Here is a 12,175-nt window from a genome sequence, read left to right as displayed (position 1 = left end):
GGCGGGCTGCGAGCGCCGGCCGCGGCTGCCCCTCAGTTCTGCGGCGTGCCGGATGTCAGGCGCGCCACCATCAGCGCGCCGAGGATGATCGCGCCGTAGATGGCCTGGATCCAGAAGGACGGCACCTGCGCCAGCGTCAGCAGGTTCTGCACGACGCCGAGCAGCAGCACACCCGTGAGCGCGCCGAACATGGTGCCCTTGCCGCCGTCGAGCGAGATGCCGCCGATCACCGCCGCCGCGAAGACGGTGAAGATCATGCCGTTGCCCTGGTTGGCGCTGATGGCCCCGACATAGCCGGTGATGACGAGGCCGCCGATCGAGGCGAGCACGCCGGCCAGCACATAGACGCCCCAGGTGATGCGCTCGACGCGGATGCCGGCGGCGCGCGCGGCCTCCGGATTGCCGCCGATGGCATAGAGCGCCCGGCCGAGCCGATGATATTTGAGCACGATGCCGGCGATCAGGAAGGCGAGGGCGGCGAGCCACACCGCGAGCGGGATGCCGAGGAAGGTGACGATCATCAGCGCATAGAAGGCGTCCGGAAGGTCGAACAGCGTGCGTCCCTTCGAGGCGCCGACCAGCATGCCGCGCAGGATGATCAGCATCGCCAGCGTGACGATGAAGGCGTTGAGCTGCAGGCGGACGATCAGGAAGCCGTTGACGAAGCCGACCAGCGCGCCGATCGCCAGCACCATCAGGATGCCGACGAAGGTCGGCAGTTCGAGGCCGAAGCCGTTGCTCGCCACCGGCAGCACGACCAGCGCCCCGATCGCGGGGGCGAAGCCGGCGGTCGATTCGAGCGACAGGTCGAACTTGCCGGTGATGATGATGAGCGATTCCGCCAGAACGACCAGCGCCAGCGCCGCCGACGAGGTCAGGATCGTCGTGATGTTGGCCTGGGTCAGGAAGGCGGGGCTGACGAGCGCGCCGGCGATGACCAGCACGACGAGAGCCGGCAGCAGGGCGAGATCGCGGATGCGGCCGGCCAGCGCGCGCGATGACGGGGTCCGCGCCGGACCGATCGAGGCGGAGGCGGCGGAGGGCGTGGTGCTCATAGGGCCTCAATTCCTTCTATCGAGGCGACGAGCGCATTGTCGCTCCAGCCCGCCTTGTGTTCCGCAACGATCGAACCGTGGCGCATCACGAGCACCCGGTCGCAGGTCCTGAGGTCCTCGACCTCGCTGGAGACGACGAGGATCGCCTTGCCGGCGGCGCGCATGCGCTCGACGACGCCGAGAAGCGCTTCCTTCGACTTCACGTCGACGCCGGCAGTCGGGTCCATGAGCACGAGCACCGCCGGATCGTTGGCGAGCGCGCGGCCCATGACGACTTTCTGCTGGTTGCCGCCCGACAGGCCCGAGACGAGCTGTTCCGGCCCCTGCGTCACCACGCCGAGCGAGCGGATCGTCTCCTCGGCCCGGTTCCTGCGCTTGGCTGGCGGGATGAAGCCGAGGGGTCCCAGCAGCCGGTTGATGGTCATGGTCGTGTTGTCGGCGATCGGCATCGAGAGCACGAGGCCCTCCTTGTGCCGGCTCTTGGGCACGCAGCCGACGCCGAGCGAAAGCGCCGTCGGGACGTCGCCGGAGGGCAGGGTGCGGCTGCCGATGCGGATCGTCCCGCCGCGATAGCGCCCGAGCCCGGCGATCGCCTCGGCGACGCCGACGCGCCCGCTCGATGTCGAGCCGGAGAGCCCGACCACCTCGCCGCTGCGGACGGTGAGGCTGACATCGCTGAAATCCTCGCCCGAGATCCGCTCGACGGTGAGCGCCACCGGCGCGGTGGGGTCGGGCACGCGGCCGGCGGCGTCGGCGATGTCGAGATGGACGTTCTCGCCGGTCATGGCCTCGATCAGGCGGCTCTTGGGAAGGTCCGCCACCGGCGCGGTGACGATGTGGCGGGCATCGCGTAGCACCGTCACGGTCTGGCAGATCTCGTACACCTCCTGCAGGTGATGCGAGATGAAGAGGAAGGTGACGCCGGCCGCCTGCAATTCGCGGATGCGGACGAAGAGGCGTTTGATCTCCTCGCCGTCGAGCTGCGCGGTCGGCTCGTCGAGAATGATGAAGCGGGCGCCGTAGGACAGGGCACGCGCGATCTCGACCAGCTGCCGCGCCTCGACGCGGAGGTCGCCGGCCCGCATGTCCTCCGGGACGGAGACGTTCCAGCGGTCGAGCAGAGCGCGCGCCTCGCGCCGCAGCGTCGGCCAGGAGATGAAGCCGCGTTGCAGCGGCTGACGGTTGATGAAGAGGTTCTCGGCGACCGTGAGGTCCGGGATGATCGTCGAATGCTGGTAGACGCAGGCGACCCGCTGGCGCCAGCCCTCGCGATCGGACAGCGGCGGCGCCGGCTCGCCCGAGAAGCGGACCTCGCCGGTATCGGAGGCGCGCAGGCCCGTAAGGATGCCGACCAGCGTCGACTTGCCGGCGCCGTTCCGGCCGACAAGCGCGTGGGATTCACCGGCATGGACGCGGATGCCGGCATCGCTGAGCGCGATGGTGGGGCCGTAGCGCTTGGAGACGCCGATCGCCTCGACGATCGGCGGCGCGCCGCCCGATGGGGGCTCTTGCATGGCGTTGGGCTTCCTGGGGGAATGAAGGGCGCGCGCCCGCGAGGGGCGCGCGCCTGATCGTCAGAGCTGGTTGGCCCAGAAGCTCTTGTCGTCGACATTCTCCTTGGTGACCAGCGGCGCGGCCAGCTGGTCCTCCAGGACGCCCGGACGGACCTCGACGATGGTCGAATCGTGGTCGGTCGGGCCGGGCGCGAAGGTCTTCCCGTCCATCGCCTGCTTCAGATACATGATGCCGTACTTGGCATAGAGGTCGGCCGGCTGCGAGACGGTGGCATCGATCTCGCCCTTGCGGATGGCGTCGAACTCCTGGGGAATGCCGTCATTCGAGACGATGACGATGTGTCCCTCTTCGCCGGCCGGCTTCAGCAGGCCCTTGCGCTTCAGCGTCTGCAGGGTCGGCGCCAGGAAGACGCCGCCGGCATGCATGTAGATCGCCTTGAGGTCCGGGTTCGAGTTGAGGATCGCGTCGAGGCCCGCCGCGGCATCCTCGCCCGACCACGCCTTGGTCGGCACCTCGAGCTGCGTCAGCTTGGGATAGTTCTTGGTGATGCAGTCGCGGAAGCCGTTGCCGCGGTCGCGGCCGTTGATCGAGGCCTGGTCGCCCATGATCTGCAGGACGGCGCCTTCCTTGACATGGTCGCCGATATATTTGCAGGCCTTCTCGCCATAGGCGAGGTTGTTGGCGCGCACCACGATCGCCACCGGTCCGTTGTCCGGCGCGACGTCGACGGCCACCACCTTGGCGCCCGCCTTTTCCGCGGCCTTCAGCACATTGCCGGCGGCTGCGGATTCGAAGGGCGAGAAGATGATGCCCTTGGCGCCGAGCGACAGCGCGTTCTGCACGCCGGTGATCTGCTTGGCCGTGTCGAATTCGGAGTTGAACGGCTCGAGCAGCTCGACGCCCTGCGCCTTGGCTTCCTCGATGATGTACTTGTTGTAGGACGTCCAGAACGGCGAGGTCAGCGTCGTGAGATCGACCGCCACCTTGCCGGATTCGGCGCTTGCCGTTCCGCCGAGGCCGAGCGTTGCCGCTCCGGCGACGAAGAGTGCGCCGGCGATCGCGGCCGGGCCCGATTTCAGAAGCGTCATTCTTTCCTCCCTGGTGTGTTCTTTCTTGGTGTCTTCTTGCTTCCTCGTGCCGCCGCGTGGCCGCCCTTCTTCACGAGGGCGAACCTTGCGGCGGCGACGACCTCCTCCCGAAGTCGCCCCTTCCGGGACATGCGAAAAGGGCGGCATCCTCCGATGCCGCCCTTCGCCTTCAGCCTCGAACCGGCAATTCCTCCGGCGCGCGCGACACCATGGCGTCGCGGCTCGCCGTCAGATGCGCTTTCAGCGCATCGAGCGTCGCTCTTGCGTCGCCGCGTTCGATCGCCTCCACGATCGCCGCGTGCTCGCGGGTGGTGCGCTCCAGCGTGTAGGTCTTGAGCGTGAAATTGCGGATGGTCTGCGTCTGGCGCTGCACGATGCGGTGCCAGCCGGCGATGGTATCGTTGGCGCCGAGCTGCACCAGCGCCTCGTGGAACTCGCGGTCGAGCCTGATCGCCTCGGCGAGCGCCTCCCCGTTCTGCTTGCGCACCTCGGCGACATGCGCCTCGAACAGCGCCCTGAGGCCGGCCGCAAACGACGGCGTCACCCGGCCGGCCGCGAAGGCGCTCTCGGTCGCATGCAGCTCCAGCAGCATGCGCGCCTCGAAGATCTCGACGATATCGGCGGGCGTGAAACGGCGGACCACGGAGGCCCGTCGTGCCGTCCCCTCGACCAGCCCGTCGCGCTCGAGCTGGGCGATCGCCTCCTTCACCGGCGTCTGGCTGATCGCGAGCTTGTCGGCCAGCTCGTCGGCGAGCAGCCGCTCGCCGCCGCGCAGCCGGCCGGACACGATCTGGCTGCGCAGCTCTTCATAGGCCTGTTCGGCGAGGGTCGATCGCTTCAGCGCTCTCATGGAAACGAGCCTCGCAGCAAACTCGGCGCCTCGCAATAAAAAATATTCTGTTTCCGATTTTGCGGCGATGCGCTACCGCTTGGCCGGGACGAGGGGCGGCCACCGCCCCGGCATCGGGGAGGAAGCCGTGCCCGCCGAGACCGACAAGCGCCTGCTTTTGCTGGACGAGGCCGACAATGTTCTCGTCGCGCGGTCGAGGATCGCGGCTGGCGAGGACATCGCGGTCGAGGGCAACACGGTCCGTCTCGCCGCGCCGCTGGCCATCGGCCACAAGATCGCGCGGCGGCCGATCGGTGCCGGCGAGAAGATCGTGAAATACGGCGCGCCGATCGGCTCGGCCACCGCGGCGATCGCGCCTGGCGCCCATGTGCATGTCCACAACGTGAAGAGCGATTATACGCCGACTTACCATCTCGTCGGCGCAGAGGCGGAGGGCCGGTGATGGGCAACGCGGGGGAGATGCGCGGCTGGCTGCGCGCCGATGGCCGCAAGGGCATCCGCAATGTCGTCGCGGTGGGCTATCTGGTCGAATGCGCCCATCACGTCGCCCGCGAGATCGTCGTGCCGTTCCGCGATCGCGACGTGCATGTGATCGGCTTTCCCGGCTGCTATCCCAACGACTACGCGCAGGCCATGATGGAGCGGCTCTGCACGCATCCGAATGTCGGCGCGGTGCTGCTCGTTTCGCTCGGCTGCGAAAGCTTCAACAAATATGCGCTGGAGCGGGTGGTGCGGGCGAGCGGACGGCCGGTGAAGACCATCGTCATCCAGGCCGCCGGCGGCACGCGCAAGTCGATCGACGAGGGGCGCGCCTTCGTCGCCGAGCAGCGGGCGCTGCTCGACGCTGAGCCGACCGTCCCGATGGCAGTGAACGAGCTCGTGATCGGCACGGTGTGCGGCGGGTCCGACGGCACGTCCGGCATCACCGGCAATCCGGCCGCCGGCCGCGCCTTCGACCAGTTCGTCGCCGAGGGCGCCGCCTGCATCTTCGAGGAGACGGGAGAACTCATCGGCTGCGAGCACATCATGGCCGCTCGCGCCGCGACGCCGGCGCTCGGCGCCGAGCTCGAGGCGAGCGTCGCCAAGGCCGCGCGCTATTATGCGACGCTCGGCTACGGCTCCTTCGCCGCCGGCAACGCCGATGGCGGACTGACGACGATCGAGGAGAAGTCGATGGGCGCCTACGCCAAATCCGGCGCCTCGCCAATCGCCGGCCTCATCAAGCCGGGCGACATCCCGCCGCGCGGCGGTCTCTATCTGCTCGACGTGGTGCCGGACGGCGAGGTGCGGTTCGGCTTCCCCAATATCAACGACAATGCCGAGATCGCCGAACTCATCGCCTGCGGCAGCCATGCCGTGCTGTTCGTGACCGGCCGCGGCTCGGTCGTCGGCTCGGCGATCTCGCCGGTCGTGAAGATCTGCGCCAATCCGGAGACCTACCGCCGCATGGCCGACGACATGGATGTCGATGCCGGCCGCATCCTCGAGGGCAGGGCGAGCCTGGACGAGGTCGGCCGCGAGATCCACGATTGCGTGGTCTCGCTCGGCGCCGGTGCGCGCACGCGCTCGGAAGAACTCGGCCATCAGGAATTCATCCTGACCTACAAGTCGTTCGAGCCGATCGGCCCCGCCTGCCTTCCCGCTGCCTGACGAGGACACTGCCATGACGGCCGCAAGGACGCTCACCGAACGGCTCGAGGCCTGCTACACCGGCGTCGTCCACGACGTCATGCGGGCCATGGGCCTTTCGGACTTCACGCTGCCGCCGGAACTGCGTCCGATCCTGCCGGAGCGCGCGATGGCCGGTCCGGCGTTCACCATTCTCGGCAAGGTCGACCCTTCGGCCGACGCGCATGAGACGCTGCTCGCCTGGACGGGACTGCTCTCGCAGGCGCCGGCCGGCGCGATCTGGGTCTCGCAGCCCAATGACGACCGCGTCGCGCATATGGGCGAATTGTCGGCCGAGACGCTGAAGAACAAGGGCGTGCGCGGCTGTGTGGTCGACGGCTTCGCCCGCGACGTCAACTTCCTGCTCGAGATCGGCTTCCAGACCTGGTGCCGGGGCTTCACGCCGCGCGACATCGTCGGCTACTGGCTGCCGGCGGCGACGAATGTGCCGGTCGAGATCGGCGGCGTCGCGATCGCGCCGGGCGACTATCTGGTCGGCGACCGCGACGGGCTCATCCGCATTCCGCGGGCGATCGCCGAAGAGGTGGCCAGCCGCGCCGAGGCCGCCATCGCGACCGAGAATCTCGTCCGCAAGGCGATCCTCGCCGGCGTCGACCCGCAGACCGCCTATCTCACCTACGGCAAGTTCTGAGCCATCGCTCCCGGGGCGCCATGCGGCGCCGCGGGGTGGACATTTTCCGGCAAGCGCGCCGGGCGCATCTCCCTGCCTTGCCAAAGCCGCGACGGCGGCGACACTGGGCCGGCACGATTCGGGAGAGAGTCCATGCCGCTTTATGATCTCAGCATCGCGGAGCTTCGCGCCTATCGCGGCGAGGTCGTCCGTCCGGACGATTTCGATGCCTTCTGGTCCGCAACGCTGGCGGAGGCGCGCGCCGTTCCGCTCGCGGCTCGCTTCGAGCCCTTCGATGCCGGGCTGAAGATCGTCGAGGTCTTCGACGTGACCTTTGCCGGCTTCGGCGGCCATCCGGTCAAGGCCTGGCTGATCCTGCCGCGCCAGCGCGAGGGGAAGCTCCCCTGCGTCGTCAAATATATCGGCTATGGCGGCGGCCGCGGCTTCCCCCACGAGCATCTGCTGTGGCCGGCCGCCGGCTATGCCGTCTTCGTCATGGATACCCGCGGGCAGGGCAGCAGCTGGTCGAAAGGCGATACGGCCGATCCGGTCGGCTCCGATCCGGCGCATCCGGGCTTCATGACCCGCGGCATCCTCTCACCGGAGACCTATTATTATCGCCGCGTCTTCACCGATGCGGTGCGGGCCATCGAGGCGGCGCGCAGCCATGATGCCGTCGACGGGGCGCGCATCGCCGTCACCGGCGGCAGCCAGGGCGGCGGCATCTCGATCGCCGCTTCCGCCCTCGACGGCTCGCTGAAGGCTTTGATGCCGGACGTGCCGTTCCTGTGCGATTTCCCGCGCGCCGTCGGCCTGACGCCGCGCGATCCCTTCCCGGAGATCTCGCGCTTCCTCGCGGTGCATCGCGACAAGGTCGAACGGGTCTTCGCGACGCTCGCCTATTTCGACGGCGTCAATTTCGCCTCGACCGATTCGACGCCGGCGCTCTATTCGGTGGCGATCATGGACACGATCTGCCCGCCCTCGACGATCTTCGCCGCCTACAACGCCCATGCCGGCGCCGAGAAGGCGATCCGCGAATATGGCTTCAACGACCACGAGGGCGGCGGCGCCTTCCAGGATCGCGCGCAGCTCGACTGGCTCTCCGGCCGGATCTGACCCTCAGCGGCGAAGCGGCGCCAGAAGCGGCGCGAGCGTCGCCTGCGCGGCGGCGCTCGCGCGATAGGCGGCGACCATGGCCGCGACCCGCTCGCGGCGGCCCTCCTCAGGCGCATGCTCGTCCGCGCCGCCATGCGCCCGCATCACGGCCGAGAAATCCGGCCAGATGCCGAGGGCGACCATGGCGAGGCTCGCGGCGCCGAGCGAGGCCGACTGCTGGTCGACCGATGTCTTGACGATGCGGCAGCCGAGAATGTCGGCCATGACCTGCCGCATCAGCGGATGCCGCGCGCCGCCGCCGACGATCGTCATGGTCTCGCTGACCGACGTGAGCTTCCGCAGTTCGTCGAGCGCGACGCGGAGGCCGAGCGCGATGCCCTCGATCGTCGCGCGGGCGATGTCGGCGCGGGTGTGGCCGAGATCGAGGCCGAGAAGGGCGCCGCGGATCTCCGGCCCGCCCTCGAGGCTCGTCCCGCCGCCGAGCGTCGGAACGAAGACGAGGCCGCTGGCGCCGAACGGCGCCGTGCCGGCCTCGGCGAACAGCGTCTCGTAGCTTGCCGCCGACTGGCCGGTCAGCACGTCCTTCATGAACGCGAGGCTGGTGCCGGACGAGAAGATCGACGTCGCCGAAATGACCTGACCCGGCACGACATGCGCGAAGGCGAAGGGCCGCACGCGCGCATCCAGCACCGGCCTCGCGGAGGAGACCGTCAGCCAACTCGACGAGCCCATCGAGCAGTAGAAATCGCCCTCGCGGAAGGTGCGGGCGCCGAGTGCCATGCAGGAATTGTCAACGCCGCCGGCGATGACGACGACATCGCGCGGAAGGCCGAGCTCGGCCGCGACCTCGGCAAGCAGCGTGCCGAGGATCTCCGTGGACGGCACGACGTCCGGGAAGAGCGAGCGATCGACGCCCGCCGCGGTCAGGATCTCGTCCGAGAAGAGGCGCCGCTGGAGGTCATAGGCGCCGCTGCCCGAGGCATAGGAGGGATCGGTCGCGTGGCGGCCGGTGAGGCGGAGATTGATGTAGTCCTTGCTTCCCGCAATCGAGCGGGTCCGTGCCAGGATCTCCGGATGGTGGTTGCGCAGCCACAGGATCTTGAACAGCGGGTAGAGCGCGGCCGGGAAGCCGTTGCCGGTGAGGCCATACCAGCGGTCGGCGTCGAAGCTGCGGAAGAAGGCTTCGGCCTCGGCCCCGGCGCGCGCGTCGGACCAGATCGGCACGCGGCGCAGCAAGGGCTCGTCGTCGGCACCGAGCGGGATGCAGCCGAGGCTGTGGCCCGAGATGCTGATCGCGCCGACGGACGAGGCATCGACGCCGTCGCTCGCGACGAGCGCGCCGATGCTGGCGACGACCGCGTTCCACCAGTCGCCGACATCCTGCTCGTGATAGCCGGGCGCCGGATAATGGGTGCGATAGGCCTCGACCCGCTCGGCGAGGCAGGCGCCGGTAGCATCGAAGAGCGCCGACTTGACGCCGCCGGTCCCGAGATCGAGGGCGAGCACCGTGCGCGTCATCGCCTCAGCCCTGCGCCTGGATCGGGAGCCGCCCGCCCGGCAGCGCGCGAACGCGCTCGACGAGTTCGGTGGCGGAAGTCGTGTTGATGCCGAATCGTGTCACGCCCATGCCGACCATGGCGGCGACCGTGTCGAGATCGCGGATGCCACCGGATGCCTTGATGCCGGCGCGTCCGGCGACGACGGCCGCGATACGGCGGATGCGCGGCAGCGTCGCCGCGGCCGGCGTCCAGCCGGTGCCGGTCTTGACGAAGGCGGCGCCGCTCGCCGCGACGATCTCGGCCGCCGTCTCCATTTCGGCGTCGGTGAGATGGTGCAATTCGATGATGACCTTGATCGGGACCGGTGCCGCCGCCTCGATCACCGCGGCAACCTCGTCTCGGACGTAAGCAAGATCGCCCGACTTCAGGCGGCCGACATTCATCATCAGGTCCAGTTCGTCCGCCCCGGCCTCGCGCAGCGCCTTCGCCTCGGTGACCTTGATCGCCGTCATGTGGCCGCCGGCCGGGAAGCCGATCGGCCCGCCGACGAGCGTCCGGCCACCTTCAGGGATCAGCGAACGGAGCAGCGGTACGAAATTCGGCAGCGCATGCGCCGCGACAAAGCCCTGCGCCACCGCGAGATCGGCGAGCGAGCGGACATCGGCTTCGGTGTGAAAGGCCTGAACGGCGCTGATGTCGATCATTTGCGCTAGATCGGCGGCGCCGAGGCTGGACGGAATGGCGGGCATGGGCGTCGATGGGTCCTGTACTGTTGCTACAGACGGCGCGGGCGCGGAGTCCGGCACCGCCCGGGCTGCCGGCGGGCGGTCAGATCCTGGAGGTGGAGCGCATATGCGAGAGCGTGCGCTTCATGCGCTTGAAGCTCTCGACATGCGTCTCGCCACGCCGGAGCGCGACGGCCGTCGAGAGGATGTCGACGACGACCAGCGCCGCGATCCGCGAGATGGTCGGCGTGTAGATATTGGTGTTCTCGAGCGTCTCGGTGAGCAACACGATGTCGGAGGCATCGGCGAGCGGGCCTTCGTTGCCGGTGATGCCGATGACGGTGGCGCCGTTCTCGCGCGCGAGCTTCGCGACCTCGACGGTCGAGCGCGTGGTGCCGGTGTTGGAGATCGCGACGGCGACGTCGCCGGGCTTCAGGATCGAGGCGACCATCACCTGCTGGTGCGAGTCGATCTCCGCGCCGCAGGGCACGCCGAACAGCGGGAACTTCTGCTGCGCGTCCATGGCCACGATGCCCGACGCGCCGAAACCGAAGAACTCGATCCGCCGCGCCGCGAGCAGAACATCGACCGCGCGCGAGAGCGCCGCCGAATCGAGCCGGTTGCGCGCCCAGTCGAGGCTGGTCATCGTGTAGTCGAAGATCTTGCGGGCGACGGCGTCCGGGCTGTCGGCGTCGGTGATGACCGAATGCGTCGCCGGGACGCCGAGCGCCAGCGCCTGGGCGAGCCGCAGCTTGAAATCCTGGAAGCCGTCGCAGCCGACGGCGTTGCAGAAGCGGATGACCGTCGGCTGGCTGACATCGGCGAGCTGCGCCGTCTCGGCCACGGTCGCCGAGAGGATGCGGCGCGGATCGGCGAGGATCGTGTCGCAGACCTTGCGGTCGGATTTCCGGAGCTCGCCGCGCATCGCGCGCGCGACCTCGAGGATATTGCCCGTGCCGCCGACAAAGGCGGAAACATGTGGCTGCATGATCGAACGCTCCCCCGCCGGCCGCTCTCCTACCGCGAGCGCGACCGGAAGATGCCGACGAACGATTGCATGATGCCGGCATTGCGGAAAGAGCCTTGCCGGACCTGATCGAAGATGGCGGCGAGGACGATGACGAGGCCGACGCTCATCTGCTGCAGGAAGGGCGAAAGCTCGAGCAGGATGAACGCGTTGCGCAGCGCGCCGAGCAGATAGGCGCCCAGCATGGCGCCAAGGATCGAGCCGCGGCCCCCGGAAAGGCTGGCGCCGCCGATCACCACCGCGGCGATCACGTCGAGCTCGAGTCCGGTGCCGGCCTGCGCCTCGGCGACGCTGACCTGCGCCGTGTAGACGATACCGGCGATGGCGGCGAGCGCCCCGGAGACGACGAACACGGCGATGCGCGTCGAGGCGATCGGAATGCCCGAGAGCCGCGCCGCCTCGTCATTGTCGCCGACGGCGACGATGCGCTGGCCGATCACGCTGCGCTTCAGCACGAACTGGCCGACGATCACGAGGCCGATGAAGATCAGCACCTGGACCGGGATGTCGAGGAAGCTGCCCTGGCCGAGAAACATCACCTGCGGATCGACCATGATCGGCAGGCCGCCGGAGATGACCTGCGTCAGGCCCCGCGCAACGGAGAGCATGCCGAGCGTCGCGATGAAGGAGTTGACGCGGAAGAGGACCACAATGAGCCCGTTCACGAAGCCGGCCGCGGCGCCGACGCCGATCGCGAGCGCGACGGCGATCCACGGATTGAGCCCCGCAGCCATCAGCCAGGCGCCGCAGAGGCCGGAAAGGCCCATCACGGAGCCGACGGAGAGGTCGATCTCGCGGGCGATGATCACGAAGCACTGGCCGATCGACATGATGCCGACCACCGCGACCGCGACGAGCACGTTGCGCAGGTTGTCGGTCGTCAGGAAGTTCGGGTTGACGAAGGAGAAGGCGACCGACAGCACGACGATGACGCCGACGAGCCCCGCTTCCTGGCCTTTGAGAAAAGGCAGGCGCCTCAGCCTGGCGAAACCCATGCG

12 protein-coding genes are annotated in these 12,175 nt (G+C 68.8%); 4 read left to right on the top strand and 8 right to left on the bottom strand.

Going from position 1 to position 12,175, the window contains the following annotated elements; genetic code table 11:
- Positions 1-32: 32 nt before the first annotated feature.
- The 4 genes from QO015_RS09070 to QO015_RS09055 all read right to left on the bottom strand — a co-directional run bounded on the left by QO015_RS09070 (position 33) and on the right by QO015_RS09055 (position 4,508).
- Positions 33-1,055, bottom strand: a complete 1,023-nt coding sequence (locus QO015_RS09070) for an ABC transporter permease (protein WP_266279929.1) — start codon at positions 1,053-1,055, stop codon at positions 33-35.
- Positions 1,052-2,569 (bottom strand): sugar ABC transporter ATP-binding protein, encoded by a 1,518-nt coding sequence (locus QO015_RS09065; protein ID WP_266279931.1) that lies wholly within the window; start codon positions 2,567-2,569, stop codon positions 1,052-1,054. The genes QO015_RS09070 and QO015_RS09065 overlap by 4 nt, the downstream gene beginning before the upstream one ends.
- A gap of 60 nt (positions 2,570-2,629) precedes the next feature.
- Positions 2,630-3,658 carry a sugar ABC transporter substrate-binding protein gene (locus QO015_RS09060; protein ID WP_266279932.1) on the bottom strand — a complete coding sequence of 343 codons (1,029 nt, stop codon included), beginning with the start codon at positions 3,656-3,658 and terminating at the stop codon, positions 2,630-2,632.
- Between the two features lie 169 nt (positions 3,659-3,827).
- Complete coding sequence (locus QO015_RS09055) at positions 3,828-4,508, bottom strand: GntR family transcriptional regulator (RefSeq protein WP_266279934.1); 681 nt, start codon at positions 4,506-4,508, stop codon at positions 3,828-3,830.
- On the opposite strand from QO015_RS09055, the gene QO015_RS09050 reads away from it, so the two are divergent.
- The 4 genes from QO015_RS09050 to QO015_RS09035 all read left to right on the top strand — a co-directional run bounded on the left by QO015_RS09050 (position 4,507) and on the right by QO015_RS09035 (position 7,926).
- A complete protein-coding gene (locus QO015_RS09050; protein ID WP_307289461.1) occupies positions 4,507-4,950 on the top strand; it encodes a UxaA family hydrolase in 444 nt (147 codons plus the stop codon). The genes QO015_RS09055 and QO015_RS09050 overlap by 2 nt on opposite strands.
- The gene (locus QO015_RS09045; RefSeq protein WP_266279936.1) at positions 4,950-6,158 is read left to right on the top strand and encodes a UxaA family hydrolase; all 1,209 of its coding nucleotides are present in this window, start codon (positions 4,950-4,952) and stop codon (positions 6,156-6,158) included. The genes QO015_RS09050 and QO015_RS09045 overlap by 1 nt, the downstream gene beginning before the upstream one ends.
- Positions 6,159-6,171: 13 nt before the next feature.
- Positions 6,172-6,828: an RraA family protein gene (locus QO015_RS09040; protein WP_266279938.1), complete on the top strand. Its 657-nt coding sequence runs from the start codon at positions 6,172-6,174 to the stop codon at positions 6,826-6,828.
- Between the two features lie 132 nt (positions 6,829-6,960).
- Positions 6,961-7,926 carry an acetylxylan esterase gene (locus tag QO015_RS09035; protein ID WP_266279939.1) on the top strand — a complete coding sequence of 322 codons (966 nt, stop codon included), beginning with the start codon at positions 6,961-6,963 and terminating at the stop codon, positions 7,924-7,926.
- A gap of 3 nt (positions 7,927-7,929) precedes the next feature.
- Here QO015_RS09035 and QO015_RS09030 read toward each other — a convergent pair whose 3' ends face one another.
- From QO015_RS09030 to QO015_RS09015, 4 genes are all read right to left on the bottom strand, one after another.
- Positions 7,930-9,444 carry a xylulokinase gene (locus QO015_RS09030; RefSeq protein ID WP_266279940.1) on the bottom strand — a complete coding sequence of 505 codons (1,515 nt, stop codon included), beginning with the start codon at positions 9,442-9,444 and terminating at the stop codon, positions 7,930-7,932.
- A 4-nt stretch (positions 9,445-9,448) separates the two neighbouring features.
- Positions 9,449-10,174: a deoxyribose-phosphate aldolase gene (gene deoC, locus QO015_RS09025; RefSeq protein WP_307289452.1), complete on the bottom strand. Its 726-nt coding sequence runs from the start codon at positions 10,172-10,174 to the stop codon at positions 9,449-9,451.
- A gap of 79 nt (positions 10,175-10,253) precedes the next feature.
- Positions 10,254-11,138, bottom strand: coding sequence for an SIS domain-containing protein (locus QO015_RS09020; protein ID WP_266279942.1), 885 nt, complete (start codon positions 11,136-11,138; stop codon positions 10,254-10,256).
- 29 nt (positions 11,139-11,167) lie between these two features.
- Complete coding sequence (locus QO015_RS09015; RefSeq protein WP_266279943.1) at positions 11,168-12,172, bottom strand: ABC transporter permease; 1,005 nt, start codon at positions 12,170-12,172, stop codon at positions 11,168-11,170.
- Between the last annotated feature and the right edge of the window lie 3 nt (positions 12,173-12,175).

This window comes from Kaistia geumhonensis (assembly GCF_030815145.1).
Classification (GTDB): Bacteria; Pseudomonadota; Alphaproteobacteria; order Rhizobiales; family Kaistiaceae; genus Kaistia; species Kaistia geumhonensis.
This window is presented reverse-complemented; position numbering and strand designations above follow the sequence as displayed.